Annotated in this window: 17 protein-coding genes; 11 read left to right on the plus strand and 6 right to left on the minus strand. The window is 54.9% G+C overall.

Annotated elements, in window-relative coordinates:
• Positions 1-109 precede the first annotated feature (109 nt).
• Positions 110-2305, minus strand: coding sequence for a primosomal protein N' (gene priA, locus SBO83_RS20350; RefSeq protein WP_396132740.1), 2196 nt, complete (start codon positions 2303-2305; stop codon positions 110-112).
• A gap of 203 nt (positions 2306-2508) precedes the next feature.
• Here priA and rpmE point away from each other — a divergent pair, with 203 nt between their 5' ends.
• Positions 2509-2721 (plus strand): 50S ribosomal protein L31, encoded by a 213-nt coding sequence (rpmE, locus tag SBO83_RS20355; protein WP_353503855.1) that lies wholly within the window; start codon positions 2509-2511, stop codon positions 2719-2721.
• Positions 2722-2956: 235 nt separating this feature from the next.
• Here rpmE and metJ read toward each other — a convergent pair whose 3' ends face one another.
• Positions 2957-3274, minus strand: coding sequence for a met regulon transcriptional regulator MetJ (metJ, locus tag SBO83_RS20360; RefSeq protein ID WP_034794630.1), 318 nt, complete (start codon positions 3272-3274; stop codon positions 2957-2959).
• Between the two features lie 333 nt (positions 3275-3607).
• Here metJ and metB point away from each other — a divergent pair, with 333 nt between their 5' ends.
• The 3 genes from metB to metF all read left to right on the plus strand — a co-directional run bounded on the left by metB (position 3608) and on the right by metF (position 8376).
• A complete protein-coding gene (gene metB / locus SBO83_RS20365) occupies positions 3608-4768 on the plus strand; it encodes a cystathionine gamma-synthase (RefSeq protein WP_396132741.1) in 1161 nt (386 codons plus the stop codon).
• A gap of 2 nt (positions 4769-4770) precedes the next feature.
• Positions 4771-7206: a bifunctional aspartate kinase/homoserine dehydrogenase II gene (locus SBO83_RS20370; protein ID WP_353503857.1), complete on the plus strand. Its 2436-nt coding sequence runs from the start codon at positions 4771-4773 to the stop codon at positions 7204-7206.
• A gap of 255 nt (positions 7207-7461) precedes the next feature.
• Positions 7462-8376 carry a methylenetetrahydrofolate reductase gene (gene metF / locus SBO83_RS20375; RefSeq protein ID WP_353503858.1) on the plus strand — a complete coding sequence of 305 codons (915 nt, stop codon included), beginning with the start codon at positions 7462-7464 and terminating at the stop codon, positions 8374-8376.
• A 75-nt stretch (positions 8377-8451) separates the two neighbouring features.
• On the opposite strand, the gene ppc is transcribed toward metF, so the two are convergent.
• Together ppc and argE are read right to left on the minus strand one after the other, a co-directional pair.
• On the minus strand, positions 8452-11100 hold the full coding sequence (gene ppc / locus SBO83_RS20380) for a phosphoenolpyruvate carboxylase (protein WP_353503859.1): 2649 nt from the start codon (positions 11098-11100) through the stop codon (positions 8452-8454).
• A 277-nt stretch (positions 11101-11377) separates the two neighbouring features.
• The gene (gene argE / locus SBO83_RS20385) at positions 11378-12532 is read right to left on the minus strand and encodes an acetylornithine deacetylase (RefSeq protein WP_353503860.1); all 1155 of its coding nucleotides are present in this window, start codon (positions 12530-12532) and stop codon (positions 11378-11380) included.
• Positions 12533-12757: 225 nt separating this feature from the next.
• Here argE and argC point away from each other — a divergent pair, with 225 nt between their 5' ends.
• From argC to argH, 4 genes are all read left to right on the plus strand, one after another.
• Entirely contained in the window at positions 12758-13762 is a 1005-nt protein-coding gene (gene argC / locus SBO83_RS20390) for an N-acetyl-gamma-glutamyl-phosphate reductase (protein ID WP_034794648.1), read from the plus strand.
• 55 nt (positions 13763-13817) lie between these two features.
• The gene (gene argB, locus SBO83_RS20395; protein WP_396132742.1) at positions 13818-14591 is read left to right on the plus strand and encodes an acetylglutamate kinase; all 774 of its coding nucleotides are present in this window, start codon (positions 13818-13820) and stop codon (positions 14589-14591) included.
• A 61-nt stretch (positions 14592-14652) separates the two neighbouring features.
• On the plus strand, positions 14653-15873 hold the full coding sequence (locus SBO83_RS20400) for an argininosuccinate synthase (RefSeq protein ID WP_396132743.1): 1221 nt from the start codon (positions 14653-14655) through the stop codon (positions 15871-15873).
• Positions 15874-15942: 69 nt separating this feature from the next.
• Positions 15943-17319, plus strand: coding sequence for an argininosuccinate lyase (gene argH, locus SBO83_RS20405; protein ID WP_396132744.1), 1377 nt, complete (start codon positions 15943-15945; stop codon positions 17317-17319).
• A gap of 206 nt (positions 17320-17525) precedes the next feature.
• Here the strand turns inward: argH and SBO83_RS20410 are convergent, their stop codons facing one another.
• A complete protein-coding gene (locus tag SBO83_RS20410) occupies positions 17526-18284 on the minus strand; it encodes a glutathione peroxidase (protein ID WP_396132745.1) in 759 nt (252 codons plus the stop codon).
• A 161-nt stretch (positions 18285-18445) separates the two neighbouring features.
• Between SBO83_RS20410 and oxyR the strand changes: the two genes are divergently transcribed.
• Entirely contained in the window at positions 18446-19366 is a 921-nt protein-coding gene (gene oxyR, locus SBO83_RS20415; RefSeq protein WP_353503864.1) for a DNA-binding transcriptional regulator OxyR, read from the plus strand.
• Here the strand turns inward: oxyR and sthA are convergent.
• On the minus strand, positions 19349-20749 hold the full coding sequence (gene sthA, locus SBO83_RS20420) for a Si-specific NAD(P)(+) transhydrogenase (RefSeq protein ID WP_034794659.1): 1401 nt from the start codon (positions 20747-20749) through the stop codon (positions 19349-19351). The two genes, oxyR and sthA, sit on opposite strands and share 18 nt — an antisense overlap.
• Positions 20750-20972: 223 nt before the next feature.
• Between sthA and fabR the strand changes: the two genes are divergently transcribed.
• Both fabR and SBO83_RS20430 read left to right on the plus strand, forming a co-directional pair.
• Complete coding sequence (fabR, locus tag SBO83_RS20425; RefSeq protein WP_353503865.1) at positions 20973-21650, plus strand: HTH-type transcriptional repressor FabR; 678 nt, start codon at positions 20973-20975, stop codon at positions 21648-21650.
• The gene (locus SBO83_RS20430; RefSeq protein ID WP_353503866.1) at positions 21625-21984 is read left to right on the plus strand and encodes a YijD family membrane protein; all 360 of its coding nucleotides are present in this window, start codon (positions 21625-21627) and stop codon (positions 21982-21984) included. The genes fabR and SBO83_RS20430 overlap by 26 nt, the downstream gene beginning before the upstream one ends.
• Positions 21985-22074 lie beyond the last annotated feature (90 nt).

A 22074-nucleotide genomic window follows, 5' to 3' on the forward strand; every position in this document is an offset into this window, starting at 1 on the left:
GTAGCTCATCACATTCTAAACAGATTGTGGTTAGGATTTGTTACCTAATTTGCATCAAAAGTGTGACGCAGATGCTTTTTTTAGATCCATCCCGCATAAATGCAATCGATTAGCTGTCGATAGGGTCGACATCCAGCGTCCATTTAACCTTTTTCGCTTGGGGCAGGGCGTTAATCAGCGACTGCGAGCTTTTCAGCAGCTGCTGCAAAACGCGGCGTGAAGGGTGCTGCAATAAGAGCTGCCAGCGGAAACGGCCGTTGCGCTTGGCGGCCAGCGCCGGGACGGGGCCGAGTATCCACAGCGACTCATCTTTTAGCGGGCTGGATTCCAGCAAATTGCGTAACTGCTGCAAGAACAGTTGGGATTGCTGATTATCGTGATCCTCGGAGCGAATCAGAATATGGCTGGTGTATGGCGGTAAAAAGACGCTTTTGCGCTCGGCCAGCGTCTGCTTGGCGAAGGCGTCATAGCCCTGCTCCAGCAGCACTTTCAACAGCGGATGCTCCGGATGGTGGGTTTGTAGCACCACCTCCCCCTGCTTGCCAGCGCGGCCCGCGCGGCCTGAAACCTGGGTATACAGCTGGGCGAATCGCTCGGCGGAGCGGAAATCAGCTGAGAACAGCGCGCCATCGACATCCAGCAAGGAGACCAGCGTGACGTCGGGGAAGTGGTGCCCCTTAGCCAGCATCTGCGTGCCAATCAGGATGCGCGCGCCGCCGCGATGCACTTCCGCCAAATGCTGCTCCAGCGAGCCTTTGCGGCTGGTGGTGTCGCGGTCAATGCGGGTAATTGGCGTGTCGGGGAACAGCGGGGCAAGCTCCTGCTCGAGCTGCTCTGTGCCGACACCCACCGAAACCAGCTGCGTCGAGCCGCAGTGCGGGCACTGGTGCGGCACCGCGCGCTGGCTGTCACAGTGATGGCAGCGCAGCTGACGCTGGTTTTGGTGCAGGGTGTAGTAGTGGTCGCAGCGCTGGCACTCGGCTATCCAGCCGCATTCGTGACACAGCAGCGCGGGCGCGTAGCCCCGGCGGTTAAGGAACAGCATCACCTGATTATCGGCTTTCAGATGCTGCTGCATGCGCTGGATCAGCGGCTGAGAAAGACCAACCTTGAGCGGCATGCCTTTTAAATCAATCAGCTGATGCTGTGGCGGCTTGGCATTACCGGCGCGCTTGGTGAGTTTTAATTGGCGATATTTGCCCAACTCGACGTTGTTGAGTGTCTCGAGAGCCGGCGTCGCCGACCCCATAATGATCGGAATATTTTCTTCGTGGGCGCGGAACACGGCCAAGTCACGCGCGTGGTAGCGCCAGCCTTCCTGCTGCTTATAAGAGCCGTCGTGCTCTTCATCGATGATGATCACGCCCAGCCGGGCAAAAGGGGTAAATAAGGAGGAGCGGGTGCCAATCACAATCCCGGCTTCGCCATTGCGGGCGCGCAGCCAGACGGCGAGGCGTTCGCTGTCGTTCAGGCCAGAGTGCAGCACGTCCACCGGGGCGCTAAAACGCTCGCGAAAGCGCGCGATGGTCTGTGGCGTCAGGCCAATTTCCGGCACCATCACCAGCGCCTGTCTCCCCTGCGCCAGAATATTTTCCAGCACGCTTAGATAGACTTCGGTTTTGCCTGAACCTGTCACACCGGCCAAAAGCCATGCCGAGAATTGCTGGTCTTCGCTGCGAATTGCCCCGACGGCGGTGGCCTGCTCGGTGTTTAAACGCAGGCGTTCGCCCACTACGCTGAAGTCGCTGCGCCAGTCGTGAGTCTCGGGCGCAATGCTGCGCAGGTCGGCCAGCCCTTTGGCCCGCAGAGCCTGTAGCGCGGCGTCGGTTAGCTCAAGGTCGCTGACCTGATGGCGATAAATTCCGCCCTGCATTAAGGCCGCCATTGCCTGCTGCTGTTTCGCCGCGCGTTTTAAGCTCTCAAGGGGCGTCGCCCGGCCTTGTTCGGTGGCGAACCACTGCCACAGCGGGGTTAATTCAGCAGGCTTTCCCTGTCTCAGTAAGACGGGCAGGGCGTGGAACAGCACTTCGCCAAGGGGAAAATGGTAATAGTCGGTGGCCCACAGCAGGATGCGCCATAAATCTGGGGTGAACAGGCTGGAGGCGTCGAGCACCTCGCGCACCGGTTTGAGCTTGTCGATGCCAAACTCGCTGCTGTCGCTGACCGCGACGACAATGCCAATTGCATCGCGTTTACCGAAGGGTACGCTGACGCGACAGCCTTTTACTACCACCATGCCATCAGGCAAAAGGTAGTCAAACGTGCGGGCGAGCGGGACGGGTAAAGCAACGTGGGCAACAGGCATTAAGGGGTCCAGACTTTAAAAAAATGACGAGATAGTGTACACTGTGTCGTTCGAAATGCATGAACATCATTGCGCGGCATAGATAGATTCTGTATGATTCGCCGCCTTTGGTGCATTTCGCATCAAAACCTAATCATCCACTACGCGTGGTGTCCGACGAAACAGGGTTGGATAGCGACGCGGCCTTAAGAAGAGGTTTTCCCATGAAAGACGGTATCCATCCTAAATACGTAGAAGTTACTGCAAACTGCTCATGCGGTAACGTGATCAAAACTCGCTCAACAGTGGGTCACGATCTGAACCTGGACGTTTGTGGTAACTGCCACCCGTTCTATACTGGTAAACAACGTGAAGTTGCTACCGGTGGCCGTGTTGACCGCTTCAACAAGCGTTTCAGCGTGCCATCCAGCAAGTAATATTTGCTGTAGAGCAAGAAAAGGCGCCAATGGCGCCTTTTTTGTTGCCTGCTATTTAGCAAAAGGTTGGTAAACCACAACCCGTTTCACTAAAACGCTTCGCTTATCCATTTCACACACAGCCTGCACGAACAGAGCTCTCTTCCACTAAAACACTCTTCAACTGAAAAACACTCTGCCACTAAAATGATCCCTGCACGGCGTGGCCGCACAGGTCTTCATCATCAGCTTTTACTTAGTATTCCCAAGTATCAGGGTCAACGCCCAGCTCGCGCATCAGGATTTTCGCTGCTTCTGGAATTTCATCGCTGCGCTCTTTACGCAGGTCTGCATCGTTCGGCAAAGGCTGGCCGGTAAAGGCATGCAGGAAAGCCTCACACAGCAATTCACTGTTGGTCGCATGGCGCAGGTTGTTCACCTGACGGCGAGTACGTTCGTCAGTGAGAATTTTAAGAACCTTCAGCGGAATGGATACCGTGATTTTTTTTACTTGCTCGCTTTTCTTACCGTGTTCAGCGTAAGGGCTGACATATTCGCCGTTCCACTCAGCCATGGGACACCTTAAATTTATCAAAAAAAATAATGTTCTGAAAACCGGGGGATTATGCCCGATTTTCACTGATCTCACTAAATAAATGTCCCTTCAGGACCGGTAATTTCAGAGAAATGTGCGCTGGGTTATTCATTCAGCCACTGAATGCCAGTCCGGCTCTTCCACGCTGCACAAGGCCAGAGGACTCTGATACCTACAATTTTAGCGGGTATTCCCCTGACGCTCAATCTATACGCAAAGAAGTTTAGATGTCCAGATGTATTGACGTCTATCTTGTCAGCGATTAATCTTTGTTACCTCATCCTCAGCACCCCCGGCAGGGAGAAACAACGTATGACGCTCAAGCAAGCGACGATAGCCGTCGGAAGTGGCCTCAATAGTGACCAGCAATATGGCTGTGTGGTTCCACCGATTAACCTTTCCAGCACCTATAATTTCGAAGATTTTAATCAGCCACGAGCCCATGACTATTCGCGACGCGGCAACCCGTCGCGCGATATCGTGCAGCGCGCGCTGGCCGATCTTGAAGGCGGTGCCGGCGCGGTAATGACCAGCAGCGGCATGTCGGCCATTCATCTGGTGTGTACGGTGTTTCTTAAGCCGGGCGATCTGCTGCTAGCGCCACACGACTGCTACGGCGGCAGCTACCGCCTGTTCGACAGCCTGAGCAAGCGCGGTGCCTATCGCGTGAAGTTTGTGGATCAAGGCGACCCGCAGGCTCTGGCGGCGGCGCTCGAGGAAAAACCTAAGTTGGTGTTAATTGAAACCCCAAGCAATCCGCTGCTGCGCGTGGTAGATATTCAGGCCATTTGCGATGCTTCGCACGCGGTCGGTGCGCTTACCGTGGTGGACAACACCTTCCTCAGCCCGGCTTTACAACAGCCGTTGAAACTTGGCGCGGATTTAGTAGTCCATTCATGTACTAAATATCTGAACGGTCATTCAGACGTGGTGGCTGGTACGGTGATTTCGAAAACTGCCGAGCACGCGACCGAACTGGCGTGGTGGGCGAATAACATCGGCGTGACCGGTGCGGCTTTCGACAGCTATTTATTACTGCGCGGCCTGCGCACGCTCACCGTGCGCGTGAAACAGCAGCAGGAAAATGCGTTAGCTATTGTTGCTTATTTACAGCAGCAACCGCAGGTGAAAAAGCTGTATCATCCTTCTCTGCCAGAAAACCAAGGGCATGAGATCGCTCGCCGCCAGCAGTATGGTTTTGGCGCGATGATCAGTTTTGAATTCGACGGAGATGAAGCCCGTTTGCGTCATTTCCTCTCGGAATTGAAGTTATTTACCCTCGCGGAGTCTCTGGGCGGGGTCGAAAGTCTGATATCCCACACGGCCACCATGACTCACGCAGGCATGGCACCTGAAGCGCGCAAAGCGGCGGGGATTTCCGACAGTTTGCTCAGAGTTTCTGTAGGTCTCGAAGACAGTGAAGATTTGATTGCTGATCTGGAACACGCATTCCAGGCAGCGGCAACGAGGTAAGAATGAATGCAATAGCGGTAGCAGCGCCGGCAGGAAGTCGGCAGCTGCACAAATTTGGTGGTAGCAGTCTGGCCGACGTGAAATGTTATTTGCGCGTGGCTGGGATCATGGCCGAGTACGGCAATCCGGGCGACATGATGGTGGTGTCGGCGGCGGGCAGTACCACTAACCAGCTGATCAGCTGGTTGAAGCTAAGCCAAAGCGATCGTCTGTCGGCACATCAGGTGCAGCAGGCGCTACGTCGCTATCATACTGAGTTGATCACAGGGCTTCTGCCGCCAGAAATGGCAGAACCGCTTATTGCTCATTTCATTCAAGACCTTGAGCGTCTGGCCGTGTTGCTTGATGGCAAGATTACCGACGCGGTTTACGCCGAAGTGGTCGGGCATGGCGAAGTGTGGTCTGCCCGCCTGATGGCCGCCGTATTGTCGAAAAAAGAGCTTCCTGCAGCGTGGCTCGACGCGCGCGAGTTCTTGCGTGCCGAGCGCGCCGCTCAGCCACAGGTGGATGAAGGTCGCTCTTATCCTTTATTACAGCAACTGCTGGCGCAACATCCTCAGCATTATCTGGTGGTTACCGGCTTTATCTCGCGCAACGATGCGGGCGAAACCGTGCTGCTGGGGCGTAACGGCAGTGACTACTCGGCGACGCAAATTGGCGCGTTGGCGGGGGTGAATCGCGTCACCATCTGGAGCGACGTCGCCGGGGTTTACAGCGCCGACCCGCGCAAAGTGAAAGATGCCTGCCTGCTGCCGCTGCTGCGTCTGGACGAAGCCAGCGAGCTGGCCCGTCTTGCCGCGCCAGTGCTGCACACCCGTACGCTTCAGCCGGTTTCCGGCAGCGATATCGACTTGCAGCTGCGCTGTAGCTATCAGCCGGAACAAGGCTCGACGCGCATTGAGCGCGTGTTGGCTTCCGGCACGGGCGCGAAAATCGTCACCAGCCACGACGATATCTGTCTGATCGAAATCGCTATCCCTAGCGAGCACGATTTCCAGCTGGCGCATAAAGACGTCGAGCTGCTGCTCAAACGCGCGCAAATCAAACCGCTGGCCACCGGCATTCACCCGGATCGCAACCTTTTGCAGCTTTGCTACACCTCAGAAGTGGTAAACAGCGCGCTGCTGGTGCTGGAAGAGGCAGGTCTGCCGGCGCGTTTATCGCTGCGTGAAGGTTTGGCGATGGTCGCGCTGGTGGGGGCGGGGGTGTGCAAGAACCCGCTGCACAGCCACCGTTTCTATCAAGAACTCAAAGACCAGCCGGTGGAATTCATCTGGCAAGCCGAAGATGGCATTAGTCTGGTTGCCGTGCTGCGTCTTGGGCCAACTGAGCATTTGATTCAGGGCCTGCACAAGACCCTGTTCCGCGCCGAAAAGCGTATCGGCCTGATGCTGTTCGGCAAAGGCAATATCGGTTCGCGCTGGCTTGAGCTGTTTGCCCGCGAGCAGAAAAACATTTCCGCCCGCAGTGGTTTTGAATTCGTGCTGGCCGGCGTGGTGGACAGTAAACGCAGTTTGCTCAACTACGACGGGCTGGACGCCAGTCGCGCCTTGGCCTTCTTTGAAGACGAAGCCCGCGATCATGATGAAGAATCCCTGTTCCTGTGGATGCGTGCTCACCCGTATGACGATTTGGTGGTGCTCGACGTCACCGCCAGCGGCGATATCGCAGACCAGTATCTGGACTTCGCCAGTTACGGTTTCCACGTGATTAGCGCCAACAAACTGGCCGGGGCCTCTGACAGCAACAAGTACCGCCAAATTCGCGACGCCTTCGCCAAAACCGGCAGCCACTGGCTGTACAACGCCACCGTGGGCGCGGGTTTGCCGATTAACCACACCGTGCGTGACCTGCGCGAAAGCGGCGACAGCATTCTGGCGATTAGCGGGATATTCTCCGGCACGCTGTCATGGCTGTTCCTGCAATTTGACGGCACCTTGCCATTTACCGAGCTGGTGGATCTGGCGTGGCAGCAAGGGCTGACTGAGCCTGACCCGCGCGTCGATTTGTCCGGTCAGGACGTGATGCGCAAGCTGATTATTTTGGCGCGTGAGGCGGGCTACGATATCGAGCCGAGCCACGTTCGCGTCGAGTCTTTAGTGCCGGAAGGCTGCGAAACCGGCTCGGTTGACCAATTCTTTGAAGATGGCGAAGCGTTGAATCAGCAGATGCTGCAACGTCTGGAAGCGGCGCGCGAAATGGGGCTGGTGCTGCGTTACGTGGCGCGTTTTGATGCCAACGGTAAGGCGCGCGTTGGCGTGGAAGCCGTGCGCGATGACCATCCGCTGGCGTCGCTGCTGCCTTGCGATAACGTGTTTGCTATCGAAAGCCGCTGGTATCGCGATAACCCACTGGTGATTCGCGGGCCGGGCGCGGGGCGCGATGTCACCGCCGGTGCGTTGCAATCTGACCTTAACCGTCTGAGCCAGCTACTTTAATTCTCTTAAACCCCTTCCGACGCCTGTCGGGAGGGGCTTCATGCCGTTTTTTTCTCCTCGCCAATACTTTATTCCCCAACTTGAAATTCATTCAATTTGAGTGAAGATTAATCATAGTTAGACGCTTTTTTGTCGTTGACACATTTGCTCGCATCCTTCATTGTCTATCCATACGTTTAGGTGTTTAGACGTCTAGATGCTTACAAATCTAGAACAAATCAATAACAAGATGTCGTGAGCCACGAGGTAGAAAGCATGAGTTTTTTCCACGCCAATCAACGCGAAGCTTTGAACCAGAACCTGTCAGAGTTGCAGGGCCAGTTTAACGTCTCTTTTGAGTTTTTCCCGCCGCGCACTAGCGAGATGGAAGACACGCTGTGGAGCTCTATCGATCGCCTGAGCAGCCTTAAGCCGAAATTCGTTTCCGTGACCTACGGCGCGAACTCCGGTGAACGTGAGCGCACGCACAGCATCATCAAAGGCATTAAAGAGCGTACCGGGCTGGAAGCTGCGCCGCATCTGACCTGCGTGGACGCCTCCCGTGAAGAACTGACGCAAATCGCCCAGGATTACTGGGACAGCGGCATCCGCCACATCGTAGCGCTGCGCGGCGACCTGCCTCCGGGCGGCGGCGTTCCTGAGTTATACGCCACGGATCTGGTGCAACTGCTGAAAGGCGTGGGCGACTTCGATATCTCCGTGGCGGCGTATCCTGAAGTTCATCCTGAAGCCAAAAGCGCGCAGGCTGACCTGATTAACCTGAAACGCAAAATCGACGCGGGTGCTAACCGCGCCATCACCCAGTTCTTCTTCGACGTCGAAAGCTACCTGCGTTTCCGCGATCGCTGTGCCGGACAGGGCATTGATGTGGAAATCGTGCCGGGTATCCTGCCAGTCTCTAACTTCAAACAGCTGACGCGCTTTGCCACCATGACCAACGTGCGCGTGCCGCACTGGATGACGCGCCAGTTCGAAGGCTTAGACGATGACCCGGAAACCCGCAAAATGGTGGGAGCCAACATCGCCATGGACATGGTGAAAATCCTCAGCCGCGAAGGGGTGAAGGATTTCCACTTCTACACCTTGAACCGCGCCGAAATGAGTTACGCCATCTGCCACACGCTGGGCGTTCGTCCGGGCCTTGCCACTCCATTGAGTGCGGCCGTTTAACCATTCAAATCTTATGCATAAAAAAACCGGCTTAATCGCCGGTTTTTAGTTTTTGCTTCTCTTAACTTGTCAGCACTAGCCGGTGTTGCGCATACCCGCCGCCACGCCCGCAATCGTCACCATCAACGCCTGCTCAACGCGCGCGTCTGGCGTACTGCCTTCTTTCTCTAACTGGCGTGAGCGGTGCAGCAACTCGGCCTGCAGCACGTTCAGTGGGTCAGTGTAGACGTTACGCAGGGCGATAGACTCGGCAATCCACGGCAGGTCAGCCATCAGGTGGTCATCGTTGGAAATCGCCAACACCACTTTGATGTCGCTTGCCAGCTGGTCGCGCAGCTTCTGTCCCAGCGGCCACAGCTCTTTATCCACCAGACGCTGGTCGTAATACTCCGCCAGCCACAGGTCGGCCTTGGCGAAGACCATTTCCAGCATGCCGATACGCGTCGAGAAGAACGGCCAGTCGTGGCACATCGCCTCAAGTTCATCGCGTTTACCGGCATCTACCACGGCTTGCAGGCCCGCACCCGCGCCGAGCCAGGCTGGCAGCATCAGGCGGTTTTGCGTCCAGGCGAAGATCCACGGAATAGCGCGCAGGCTTTCGACGCCGCCGTTGGCCTTACGTTTCGCCGGGCGTGAGCCCAATGGCAGTTTGCCCAGCTCTTGCTCCGGCGTCGCCGCGCGGAAGTAAGGCACGAAATCCTTGTTTTCGCGCACATAGCCGCGATACATGTTGCAGGAGACGTCGGACAGCTGCTCCATAATGTCCACCCAGGCTTTTTTCGGCTCTGGCGGCGGCAACAGGTTGGCTTCCAGAATCGCGCCGGTATAGAGCGCCAGGCTGCTGATGGTGACTTCTGGCAGGCCGAACTTGAAGCGAATCATCTCGCCCTGTTCGGTGACGCGCAGGCCACCCTTCAGGCTGCCCGGAGGCTGAGAGAGCAAGGCCGCGTGGGCCGGAGCGCCACCGCGACCGATAGAACCGCCGCGTCCGTGGAACAGCGTCAGCAGCACGCCCGCTTTCTCGCAGGTTTTGATTAATGCGTCCTGAGCGCGGTATTGCGCCCATGAAGCCGCCATCACGCCAGCGTCTTTCGCCGAGTCGGAATAGCCAATCATCACCATCTGTTTGCCCTGAATGGTGCCGCGATACCAGTCGATATTCAGCAGCTGAGTCATCACTGAATCAGCATTGTTCAGGTCATCAAGGGTTTCGAACAGCGGCGCTACCGGCAGAGTGAACGGGCAACCCGCCTCTTTCAGCAGCAGGTGAACGGCCAGCACGTCAGACGGCGTTTTCGCCATCGAAATGACGTAAGCGGCAATTGAGCCTTCCGGCGCTTCGGCAATTACCTGACAGGTGTCGAGCACCTCTTTGGTGTACTCGCTCGGCTCCCAGAAGCGCGGAACCAGCGGACGCTGTGAGTTCAGTTCGCGGATCAGGAAGGCCTGTTTGTCAGACTCTGACCAGCTTTCGTAATCGCCCAAACCAAGGTAACGGGTGATTTCGGCAATGGCGTCGGTATGGCGGGTGCTCTCTTGGCGGATGTCGATACGCACCAGCGGCACGCCGAAGCAGCGCACGCGGCGCAGAGTGTCCAGCAGCTGGCCGTTGGCGATAATGCCCATGCCGCAGGCAACCAGTGACTGGTAGCAGGCGTAGAGCGGCTCCCACAGCTGGTCATTGTTGACCAATAAATCGTGAGGCTGTGGCAGGCGTTCGCCTTTCAGACGCGCTTCCAAATAGACCTGCGTGGAGGTCAGCTGGCTGCGCAGGCGCTTCATGATCACGCGGTAAGGCTCAATACCTTCTTCACCACCTGCGCGCTCGCGCAGTTCATCAGTGGCTTCGGTCATGGAAAGCTCGGAAATCAGCACCGCGACGTCGCGCAGGAACAGGTCAGTGGCTTTCCAGCGGCTCAGTAAAAGTACGTGGCGCGTGATGTCTGCCGTGACGTTTGGGTTGCCGTCGCGGTCGCCACCCATCCACGAGGTGAAGCGCACCGGCACGGCTTCGACTGGCATTTTGTAGTCCAGCGAGGTTTCGAGCTGTTCGTTGAACTCGCGCAGGAATGACGGCACGCCTTCCCACAGGCTATTCTCAACGACCGCAAATCCCCATTTGGCTTCATCAACCGGGGAAGGGCGGTGTTTACGAATTTCATCGGTATGCCATGACTGGGCAATCAGCTGGCGCAGGCGGCGCATAATCTGCTTGCGCTCGTAATCCGCCAGATCGTTATGGTCGAGCTGCTTCAGGCAGTTGTTCACTTCCACCAATTTGTGGATTAGCGTCCGGCGGGCAATCTCTGTTGGGTGAGCCGTCAGCACCAGCTCGATAGAAAGCTCTTCAACCGCGTCACGCAGCTGCTGATCGGTCAGATTTTTGGCTTTCAGGCGCTCAATTAGCTGCGCCAGTACTTCAGGATTGCTGGCCGCTTCGCCATTAGGCGAAATGCTGTGGTACTGCTCGGCCACGTTGGTCAGATTGAGGAATTGGCTAAAAGCACGGGCCACTGGCAATAACTCGTCGTTGGACAAGTTTTGCAGCGTGGAGAGCAGCTCTTGGCGATCTGCTTCATTTCCAGCGCGTGAGGATTTGGATAACTTACGAATTTTCTCAACACGATCAAGGATATGTTCTCCCAACGTATCTTTGATGGTGTCGCCAAGCAGTTTACCTAAGGTACTGACATTACTGCGCATTGCGGAATATTGTTCGTTCATATTACCTCTGTTGACCTCGGACCCGATTTTTATAATTTGTAGATAACTTTCACCCGTAAGGCTGTGACGCCTTTTTCTGTCTGCCAAACTTTCTCTTTTTTTAATTACACAACTGTTTTACCGCAAAAACGTCGTTTCCTTCACTAAAAAAAGGCATTTTTCGTCAATGTGGCTGAAATTTAATTACAGCTCACAAGGTATCAGTTTGTCTAATCAGCATATTGTCCAGTATCAAGAGCGCCCTGCGACGCCCTTGATATGGCTACTCTTTCTTCACTTATACGTGGTGGCAGAAGTGATGAACCACTTGCGCGATCAGCTCGCGAGTCGGCTTGATGAAGGCGGTATCGATGTATTCATCCGGCTGGTGCGCCTGCTCAATCGAACCCGGCCCTAAGACCAGTGTCGGGCACAGCTCTTGGATAAACGGCGCTTCGGTACAGTAGTTAACAATCTCGGTTTCCACGCCCAGCAGCTTCTCCACCACCTGCACCAGCTGGTGGTCCGGCGGGCATTCATAGCCCGGAATCGGCGGATGCAGCTCTTCGATGGCGACGCGGCCCGGCCAGCGACTGCTAACTGGCTCCAGCGCTTCTTGCAGCAGGCCGTCGAGGTCAGATAGCGTCAGCCCCGGCAGTGGGCGGATGTCCATGTGCAGCTCACAGCAGGCGCAAATACGGTTGGCCGCATCGCCGCCGCTAATGTGGCCGAAGTTCATGGTTGGATAAGGAATGACAAAGCCGCTGTGGTTGTAGCGCTCTTTCAAAGTGTTACGCAGGCCAATCAGCTGGGTAATGGAGTCATGCATCAGGTCGATGGCGTTCACGCCGCGCGCCGGGTCACTTGAGTGGCCCGATTGCCCGGTAATGCGAATCGCATTCGAAATATGGCCTTTATGCGCACGAACCGGCTTCAACGACGTCGGTTCGCCGATGATCGCGCAGTCTGGGCGAATGGCGGTGTTTTTCGAAAAATAGCTCGCGCCTGCCATGGTGGTTTCTTCATCGGCGGTGGCGAGGATATATAGAGGTTTAGTCAGTTTGGTTGTATCAATATCCCGCAGCGCATCGACGATAAAAGCGAAGAAACCTTTCATGTCGGCGGTACCCAGACCATAGAGCTTATTTTCATGCTCGGTCAGGGTGAAAGGGTCGCGAGTCCAGCGGCCATCGTCGAAGGGGACGGTATCGGTATGGCCCGCCAGCAGCAGGCCGCCAGCACCTTGGCCCACGCTTGCCAACATATTGAATTTATTGCGAGTATTCGGCACAGGTTGGATTTCAACCTTAAAGCCTAGATCGCGGAACCAGCCTGCTAACAGGTTGATTAGCTTTTCGTTGCTTTGATCTAATGCGCTGTCTGTGGCACTGATCGAAGGTATCGCGATTAACGCCCGATAAAGCTCAATAAAAGGAGGTAATTTCATCTTCACTGTTGACAGCCTTTAGTTAGGGTAGTATTCATATTCATGCAGTTTATGTGAATAAAAATACAATATGCCAGCGCGTAAGGGAACCGGAAAGAACGGTCGGTTTAACCCAACGCAGTTGCTGAGAATCTCGCGGGTGAACGGCGTATGACGCGGTGAACCCTGTTACCTAAGAAGTACGCTGTATCGCAAAGCCATACAGTTAAGTTGAGAAGGTGAACAGACCCCATGTTGAATACGCTGATTGTTGGTGCCACAGGCTACGCCGGAGCTGAACTCGCTGCCTACCTAAATCGCCACCCACAGATGAACATAACCGCTTTAATGGTTTCAGCGCAAAGTGCAGATGCAGGAAAATTGCTTTCTGATTTGCACCCTCAGTTAAAAGGCATCCTCGATCTGCCTGTTTTGCCAATGAAAAACGTGGAAGACGCGGCAAAAGATATCGATGTGGTTTTTTTAGCCACTGCCCATGAAGTCAGCCACGACCTGGCGCCGCAATTTTTGGCAGCAGGCTGCGTGGTGTTTGACCTGTCCGGTGCATTCCGCGTCAACAAGCCTGATTTCTACTCCGAATTTTACAGCTTTGAACACCAGCACCTCGACTGGCTGGACAAGGCGGTGTACGGCCTTGCTGAATGGCAAGCCGACAAACTCAAAACCGCGCAACTCATCGCGGTCCCAGGCTGCTACCCAACGGCGTCTCAGCTGGCGTTAAAACCGCTGGTGGAAAATGGCCTGTTGAACGAAGACCAGTGGCCGGTGATTAATGCGACCAGCGGCGTGAGCGGCGCGGGGCGTAAAGCCTCTCTCGGCACCAGCTTCTGCGAAGTCAGCCTGCAACCTTACGGCCTATTCAATCATCGTCACCACCCAGAAATTGTAGAGCATCTCGGCGTGCCGGTGATCTTTACCCCGCACCTGGGCAACTTCCCGCGCGGCATTCTGGCCACCATCACTTGCCGCCTGAAAGCGGGCGTGACGGCGCAGGACGTGGCGGAAGCCTTCCATAACGCTTACCACGACAAACCTCTGGTGCGTCTCTACACCAAGGGCGTTCCGGCGTTGAAAGACGTGGTGGGCCTGCCGTTCTGCGACATCGGTTTTGTGGTGAAAGGCGAGCATCTGATTGTGGTTGCGACAGAAGATAACCTGCTAAAAGGCGCGTCGGCGCAAGCAGTGCAATGTCTGAACCTGCGCTTTGGTTTCCCAGAAACCCAATCGCTGCTTTAATTTATCTTGGTCTAAAATCAAACATTTACTTAAACCGATTGAGGCGCGAACAGCTATGAATCCGTTAGTTATCAAATTAGGTGGTGTGTTGCTGGACAATGAAGAAGCGCTCGAGCGCCTGTTCATGGCGCTGGTGACCTATCGCCAGCAATATCAGCGCCCATTGGTGATCGTTCACGGCGGCGGTTATCTGGTCGATGAGCTGATGAAGAAACTCAACCTGCCCGTGGTGAAGAAGGCTGGCCTGCGCGTAACTCCGGCGGACCAAATCGACATCATCACTGGCGCATTGGCCGGTAGCGCCAACAAAACCCTGCTGGCGTGGGCGGTGAAAAACGACATCAACGCCGTTGGCCTGTCATTGGCAGACGGCGGCTCGGTAGTGGTAACGCAACTGAGCGAAGATCTGGGTAATGTCGGCAAAGCAGAAGTCGGCTCTCCGGCGCTGATTAACACCCTGACTGGCGCAGGCTACCTGCCGATTATCAGCTCCATTGGTATCACCGCCGATGGTGAACTGATGAATGTGAATGCTGACCAAGCCGCGACGGCACTGGCAGCCACGCTGGGCGCAGATTTAATCTTGCTGTCAGATGTGAGCGGTATTCTCGACGGCAAAGGCCAGCGCATCCCGGAAATGACCACGCAGAAAGCGGAACAGCTGATTGAGCAAGGCATCATTACCGACGGCATGATTGTGAAAGTTCACGCCGCGCTAGACGCCGCGCGCTCTCTTGGCCGCCCGGTGGATATCGCCAGCTGGCGTCACGCCGAGCAGCTTCCGGCACTGTTTAATGGCACGGCGATCGGTACGCGTATTCTGGCGTGATCTTCGTGCTTAACCCATTGACTGAATTGTTAAATCAATAAAATTTTTAAAGGAAATCATCATGGCAGCAACCAAAGGTATCAAGAAAATCGTTCTGGCTTATTCTGGCGGTCTGGACACCTCGGCAATCATTCCATGGCTGAAAGAAAACTACGGCGACTGTGAAGTGGTGGCTTTCGTTGCAGATATCGGCCAAGAGCGTGCTGACCTCGAAGGGATCGAGCAGAAAGCCCTGCGCACCGGTGCTTCTGAGTGCCACGTGGTTGACCTGCGTGAAGAGTTCATCAAAGACTACGTTTACCCAGTGCTGAAAAGCGGCGCGTTGTATGAAGGCAGCTACCTGCTCGGCACCTCAATGGCGCGTCCATTGATTGCAAAAGCACAGGTTGAGCTGGCGTTGAAAGTGGGCGCTGATGCACTGTGCCACGGTGCGACAGGTAAAGGTAACGACCAGGTGCGTTTCGAAACCACTTACACCGCGCTGGCTCCACAGCTGAAAGTGGTCGCTCCTTGGCGTGAGTGGGACCTGCGTTCTCGCGAAGCCCTACTGGATTACCTGAAAGAGCGTAATATCCCGACCACCGCGTCGCTGGAAAAAATTTATAGCCGTGACGAAAACGCGTGGCACATCTCTACCGAAGGCGGCGTGCTGGAAAGCCCATGGAATGCAGCAAACAAAGATTGCTGGGCATGGACAGTCGCGCCAGAAGACGCGCCGGACGAAGCTGAGCTGGTCACCGTTAAAGTTGAGAAAGGCGCGGTTGTGGCGGTTAACGGCGTAGAGCTGACACCATTCCAGTGCCTCGAAGCGCTGAACGTGCTGGGCGTGAAACACGGCGTTGGCCGTATCGATATCGTGGAAAACCGTCTGGTGGGTATTAAATCCCGCGGTTGCTACGAAACGCCGGGAGGCACCATTATGATGGCTGCGCTGCGTGGCGTTGAGCAGCTGGTTCTCGACCGTGACAGCTTCAAATGGCGTGAGCAGCTGGGCCATGAAATGTCTTACGTGGTTTACGATGGTCGTTGGTTCGCTCCGCTGCGTGAATCTATCCAAGCCGCCGCTGACGCACTGGCAGAAGATGTGAATGGCGAAGTGGTGGTGAAGCTGTACAAAGGCACCGCGACGGCTATCCAGAAGAGTTCTCCGAACAGCATGTACTCTGAAGAGTTCGCTACTTTCAGTGAAGATGAAGTGTATGATCACAGCCACGCGGGCGGCTTTATTCGTCTGTTCTCGTTGTCATCCAGAATTCGTGCGCTGAACTCAAAGAAGCAGTAATTCGCGCGTAGAAAATATTTTAAGGGCGCACAGGCTGCGCCCTTTTGCATAGATCAAGGAGTACAAGTTATGGCACTTTGGGGCGGGCGTTTCACTCAGGCGGCAGACCAGCGTTTTAAAGAATTAAATGATTCCCTGCGTTTCGATTACCGTCTTGCCGAGCAGGATATTATTGGCTCGGTGGCGTGGTCGAAGGCGTTGGTGACGGTTAACGTGCTGACTGCCGAAGAGCAGGTTCAGCTGGAAGAAGCCTTAGGCGTATTGTTGGAAGAAGTGCGTGCTAACCCGCGCGCTATCTTAGCCAGCGACGCAGAAGACATTCACAGCTGGGTGGAAGGCAAGCTTATCGACAAAGTTGGTAACCTCGGCAAGAAGTTGCACACCGGCCGCAGCCGTAATGATCAGGTCGCCACTGACTTGAAACTATGGTGCAAAGAGCAGGTGCTGAACCTGCAAGAGGCCGTGCGCCACTTGCAGCAGGCGCTGGTCGCCACTGCGCAAGCGAACCAGGACGCGGTCATGCCGGGCTACACTCACCTACAGCGCGCCCAGCCGGTAACTTTCGCACACTGGTGTCTGGCCTATGTCGAGATGCTGGCGCGTGATGAAAGCCGCCTGCAAGATACTCTGAAACGTCTGGACGTCAGCCCGTTGGGCAGTGGCGCACTGGCGGGCACGGCGTACCCAATGGACCGCGAGCAGCTGGCCGGTTGGTTAGGATTTGCCTCGGCGACTCGCAACAGCCTGGATAGCGTTTCCGACCGCGACCATGTGATGGAGCTGCTGTCGAACGCCTCTATCAGCATGATCCACCTGTCGCGCTTCGCCGAAGACCTGATTTTCTTCAACAGCGGAGAAGCGTCGTTTGTAGATCTGTCCGACCGGGTGACCTCTGGCTCATCCCTAATGCCACAAAAGAAAAACCCGGACGCGCTGGAGCTTATCCGTGGCAAGTGTGGCCGCGTGCAGGGCGCGCTGACTGGCATCATGATGACCATGAAGGGCCTGCCGCTGGCGTACAACAAAGACATGCAGGAAGACAAGGAAGGGCTGTTCGACGCGCTCGACACTTGGATGGACTGTCTGCAAATGGCGGCGCTGGTGCTGGACGGTATTCAGGTCAAACGTCCGCGTTGTAAAGAAGCCGCGCAGCAGGGCTATGCGAACTCCACCGAGCTGGCGGATTATCTGGTCGCCAAAGGCGTGCCATTCCGCGAAGCTCACCATATTGTTGGTGAAGCCGTGGTGGAAGCCATTGCTCAGGGCAAAGCGCTGGAAGCCCTGCCACTGGTCGATTTGCAGAAATTCAGCAGCGTAATTGGCGATGACGTCTACCCAATCCTTGAACTGCAATCTTGCCTCGACAAGCGCGCAGCCAAGGGCGGCGTGTCACCACAGCAGGTTGCTCAGGCGATCAGCGATGCCAAAAGCCGCCTGGGCGAGTAATCGCTCACGGCGTCAGACCAAAAGGCTCCTGTTCAGGGGCCTTTTCTTTAGGTAAAAAGCAGACAAAAAAAGGCGGACATAAAGTCCGCCGAATGTTCACGTAGTCTCTCACTCGCCATCAGGCTGCTTGCCTTGCAGCAATACCCTGATTTTGAGCTTCTTTCATTTTACTTATGTTAATTCTCTTACAATCTTTACGCGTCGTCTTATTGTGCCAATTCGCACACGTCTGCTTCGCTGTTCAGATAGACATCCAGATCGTCGCTTCCCCCGATGTGGCGACCACCAATAAAGACTTGTGGCACAGTTGCACGGCCTGTTACAGCGCGCAGGCTGACCGTAGTCGCGTCTTTACCTAATACAATTTCTTCATACTGAATGCCGCGCTCTTGCAGCATTTGTTTCGCTTTAGAGCAGAAAGGGCAGCCCGGCTTGGTGAACACGGAAACCGATTCCTGCACTTTATAATCCGGCGCCAGATACTTCAGCATGGTATCGGCATCAGACACTTCAAACGGGTCGCCCGGCTTGTTTGGCTCAATAAACATCTTCTCTACCACGCCGTTACGCACCAGCATGGAGTAACGCCAAGAGCGCGGGCCGAAGCCTAAATCAGCTTTTTCAACCAGCATGTTCATGCCTTTGGTGAATTCGCCGTTGCCGTCAGGAATGAAGGTGATGTTGGCGGCGCTTTGCTCAGCCTTCCACGCATTCATGACGAAAGTATCGTTGACGGAGACACACAGAATGCTGTCTACGCCGTGGCTCTTAAACACGCCTGCCAGCTCGTTGTAGCGCGGCAAGTGGCTCGAAGAGCATGTCGGGGTAAAGGCACCCGGCAGCGAAAATACAATGACCGTTTTATTTTTAAACAGTTGATCGGTGCTGAGATCCAGCCATTGGTCTCCTTGACGAGTGTGGAAAGTAACTTGTGGAACTTGTTTCCCTTCGTGGCTTGTAAACATCAGTAACCTCTTAATTTATAAAATATAAAACTTGCGCTCTGTCAGTATCGTTTCGATGTGTGCCATTATTAACGATTGTTGTTGATAGTTATAATCGTTGATTGCTATCTTATCTATCGCCGCGAGCTATCGTCTCGACCTGTTATGGCAATGGAGGAAAAATGAATATTCGTGATTTGGAGTATCTGGTGGCTTTGGCGGAGTTCCGTCATTTTCGACGCGCTGCGGATTCTTGTCATGTGAGCCAGCCGACCTTAAGCGGGCAGATCCGCAAGCTGGAAGATGAGCTGGGCGTGATGCTGCTGGAGAGAACCAGCCGCAAAGTGCTGTTCACCCAAGCGGGTTTATTGCTGGTGGATCAAGCCAGAACCGTGCTGCGCGAAGTGAAAGTGCTGAAAGAGATGGCCAGCCAGCAAGGCGAGGCGATGTCCGGGCCGCTTCACATCGGGCTTATCCCGACCGTTGGGCCTTACCTGCTGCCGCAAATCATTCCTACGTTGCATAAAACCTTTCCAAAGCTGGAAATGTATCTACACGAAGCGCAGACCCAGCAACTGCTGGCGCAGCTCGACAGCGGGAAGCTTGATTGCGCAATCCTAGCGCTAGTCAAAGAGAGCGAAGCCTTTATCGAAGTGCCGCTGTTTGATGAGCCAATGAAGCTGGCGATTTATGACGAGCACCCGTGGGCCTCGCGCGATCGCGTCGCCATGGCCGATTTAGCCGGAGAAAAGCTGCTGATGCTGGAAGATGGTCACTGTTTGCGTGATCAAGCGATGGGCTTCTGTTTCCAGGCCGGGGCGGATGAAGACACGCATTTCCGCGCGACGAGCCTTGAAACCCTGCGCAACATGGTCGCGGCAGGCAGTGGTATTACGCTGTTACCGTCATTGTCCGTGCCAAAAGAGCGCAGCCGCGATGGCGTGACCTATTTGGTGTGCGACAAGCCGGAACCGAGACGCACCATTGCTCTGGTATATCGTCCCGGCTCCCCGCTGCGTGGCCGCTATGAGCAGCTTGCCGAAGCCATCAAGGTTCACATGCAAGCTCATATGGATAACGCTGCGTTAAAACAGGCGGTTTAATCCATTCAGGGCGGCAACGCGATACGCTTCCGCCATGGTTGGATAGTTGAAGGTAGTATTAACGAAATATTCGATAGTATTGCCTTCGCCTTTCTGTTCCATGATCGCCTGCCCGATGTGGATAATCTCCGCCGCACGCTCGCCAAAGCAATGAATACCAAGGATTTCTTTGGTATCACGATGGAATAGCAGCTTCAGACTCCCCACGTTCATCCCGGCGATTTGCGCCCGTGCAAGATGTTTAAACTGCGCGCGGCCCACTTCGTACGGTACCTTCATGGCGGTCAGATCTTGTTCGGTTTTACCGACAGAACTGATTTCCGGAATGGTGTAAATCCCGGTCGGAATGTTTTCAATCAGATGAACTTTGGCTTCGCCCTGAATCATCGCCTGCGCGGCAATGCGGCCCTGATCGTAAGCTGCCGACGCCAGGCTCGGGTAGCCAATGACATCACCCACGGCATAGATATGCGACAGCGCGGTTTGATACATGCTGTTCACTTTCAACAAGCCACGGCTATCAGCCACTAAGCCAATGTTTTCTAAGCCCAGTTGATCGGTGTTACCTGTACGTCCATTGGCGTAAAGCAGGGCGTCTGCTTTGACCTTCTTGCCGGATTTCAGGTGCATGATCACGCCATCTTCAACGCCTTCAATCTTCTCAAACTCTTCGTTGTGACGAATCACCACGCCGTTGTTCCAGAAGTGGTAGGAGAGGGCGTCAGACATCTCTTGATCGAGGAATGACAGCAGGCGGTCACGGGTGTTAATCAAGTCGACTTTGACGTTCAAACCACGGAAAATCGACGCGTATTCGCAACCGATCACCCCGGCGCCATAGATGATGACGTGGCGCGGCTCGTGGCTCAGTTCAAGGATTAAGTCGCTGTCGTAGATGCGTGGGTGGCTAAAGTCGACGCCGTGCGGGCGGTAAGGGCGCGAGCCACAGGCGATGACGATATTGTCGGCGGTAAGCTCTTCATGGGTGCCATCGGCGTAGCGCACGCTGACAGTGTGTTCATCCACGAAGCTGGCGTCACCGGCGAAAAGCTGGCACTGGTTGCGCTCATAAAAACCCTGACGCATGCGAGTTTGCTGATTAATCACTGAGTCAGCGTGGCGTAGGATGTCGGGGAAGCTTGAACTCAAGGTGCGGGAATTGTCGCTATACAGCGGATTTTGGTTGAATTCGATAATTCTGCTGACGGCGTGGCGCAGGGCTTTCGAAGGGATGGTTCCCCAGTGAGTACAGCCGCCACCGACGTTATTATAGCGTTCGATGACCGCAACTCTGGCCCCTTGTTTAACCAGTCCCATAGCGGCGCCTTCTCCGCCAGGGCCTGAGCCGATGATAATGGCATCAAAATGAGATTGCTGTTGCATGGTTCGAAACCTATTTTTTATACAAAATAACAACGAGAAAGTAACATATTAGTCCTGTTTTCCCTACAAGCAGTTGTCAATTCGTGGGAAAACCGCAACATTCAGACCCACTTTATCCTCTCTTTTCTATACCTCGGCGGGTTAAAAAATTTGGTATAGTGAAATCATAACGAGTCATTTTATTAACACCTTTAATAAGAAGAAAACACTGCGGATGAAGGTTATGGGCGTAAGAGCACAACAAAAAGAGCGCACGCGCCGCTCACTGATTGAGGCGGCATTTAGCCAGCTCAGTGCTGAACGCAGCTTTGCCAGTTTAAGTCTGCGTGAAGTTTCCCGCGAGGCTGGAATCGCACCCACCTCTTTTTATCGCCATTTCCGCGATGTTGATGAACTCGGCCTGACCATGGTAGACGAGAGTGGGTTAATGCTTCGTCAACTGATGCGTCAAGCGCGTCAGCGCATTGCCAAAGGTGGCAGCGTGATTCGCACCTCCGTATCGACTTTTATGGAGTTCATTGGCAATAATCCTAACGCCTTTCGCTTACTGCTGCGCGAACGCTCCGGGACCTCTGCGGCCTTCCGCGCCGCCGTCGCTCGTGAAATTCAGCACTTTATTGCAGAACTGGCAGATTATTTACAACTCGAAAACCACATGCCGCGTAGCTTTACTGAAGCGCAGGCAGAAGCCATGGTGATCATCGTCTTTAACGCCGGTGCCGAAGCGCTGGATGTTGATATAGCCCAGCGTCGCCAGCTCGAAGAGAGACTGGTGCTGCAGCTACGTATGATTTCTAAAGGTGCATATTACTGGTATCGCCGTCAGCAGGAGCGCACGGCGGTGTCTCCAACTAATAAGTCCAGAGGTACTGAAGATGACCGAACAACCGAACCAGGATAATGGCACTTTGCTCCTGGCTCTGATTGCCGGACTGTCGATCAACGGCACGTTCGACGCGTTTTTTAGCTCCGTAGTAACCTTCTCCGTTTTTCCCGTGATAGCACTTTGCCTTGCGGTCTATTGCCTGCATCTGCGCTATCACCACAAAGAAATGGCCAAGGGATTACCGACCTTAGCGGCGGCCAGCTTCCTGCTCGGTTTCCTGCTTTACAGCACTATCGTGCGCGCGGAGTACCCGCAGCTGGGTTCCAACTTCCTGCCGTCGCTGATTAGCGTGGTGCTGGTGTTCTGGATTGGTATCAAGCTGAAGAAGCGCAAAGCAGACAACCTCTAATTTTGCCACTGCGGCTTACCCTAATGAGCACATTAAGGCAGCCACTCGGCTGCCTTTGTTTTATCTGCCATCCCCATCCGTTACCCCTGA

This window comes from Ewingella allii (assembly GCF_044430645.1).
In the GTDB taxonomy this organism is placed as follows: Bacteria; Pseudomonadota; Gammaproteobacteria; order Enterobacterales; family Enterobacteriaceae; genus Ewingella; species Ewingella allii.

What these genes read in the sequence shown, in the direction of transcription:
- priA (WP_396132740.1), bottom strand. Translation starts at nt 2,305, where the DNA reads ATGCCTGTTGCCCACGTTGCTTTACCCGTCCCGCTCGCCCGCACGTTT.
- rpmE (WP_353503855.1), top strand. Translation starts at nt 2,509, where the DNA reads ATGAAAGACGGTATCCATCCTAAATACGTAGAAGTTACTGCAAACTGC.
- metJ (WP_034794630.1), bottom strand. Translation starts at nt 3,274, where the DNA reads ATGGCTGAGTGGAACGGCGAATATGTCAGCCCTTACGCTGAACACGGT.
- metB (WP_396132741.1), top strand. Translation starts at nt 3,608, where the DNA reads ATGACGCTCAAGCAAGCGACGATAGCCGTCGGAAGTGGCCTCAATAGT.
- SBO83_RS20370 (WP_353503857.1), top strand. Translation starts at nt 4,771, where the DNA reads ATGAATGCAATAGCGGTAGCAGCGCCGGCAGGAAGTCGGCAGCTGCAC.
- metF (WP_353503858.1), top strand. Translation starts at nt 7,462, where the DNA reads ATGAGTTTTTTCCACGCCAATCAACGCGAAGCTTTGAACCAGAACCTG.
- ppc (WP_353503859.1), bottom strand. Translation starts at nt 11,100, where the DNA reads ATGAACGAACAATATTCCGCAATGCGCAGTAATGTCAGTACCTTAGGT.
- argC (WP_034794648.1), top strand. Translation starts at nt 12,758, where the DNA reads ATGTTGAATACGCTGATTGTTGGTGCCACAGGCTACGCCGGAGCTGAA.
- argB (WP_396132742.1), top strand. Translation starts at nt 13,818, where the DNA reads ATGAATCCGTTAGTTATCAAATTAGGTGGTGTGTTGCTGGACAATGAA.
- SBO83_RS20400 (WP_396132743.1), top strand. Translation starts at nt 14,653, where the DNA reads ATGGCAGCAACCAAAGGTATCAAGAAAATCGTTCTGGCTTATTCTGGC.
- argH (WP_396132744.1), top strand. Translation starts at nt 15,943, where the DNA reads ATGGCACTTTGGGGCGGGCGTTTCACTCAGGCGGCAGACCAGCGTTTT.
- SBO83_RS20410 (WP_396132745.1), bottom strand. Translation starts at nt 18,284, where the DNA reads ATGTTTACAAGCCACGAAGGGAAACAAGTTCCACAAGTTACTTTCCAC.
- oxyR (WP_353503864.1), top strand. Translation starts at nt 18,446, where the DNA reads ATGAATATTCGTGATTTGGAGTATCTGGTGGCTTTGGCGGAGTTCCGT.
- sthA (WP_034794659.1), bottom strand. Translation starts at nt 20,749, where the DNA reads ATGCAACAGCAATCTCATTTTGATGCCATTATCATCGGCTCAGGCCCT.
- fabR (WP_353503865.1), top strand. Translation starts at nt 20,973, where the DNA reads ATGGGCGTAAGAGCACAACAAAAAGAGCGCACGCGCCGCTCACTGATT.
- SBO83_RS20430 (WP_353503866.1), top strand. Translation starts at nt 21,625, where the DNA reads ATGACCGAACAACCGAACCAGGATAATGGCACTTTGCTCCTGGCTCTG.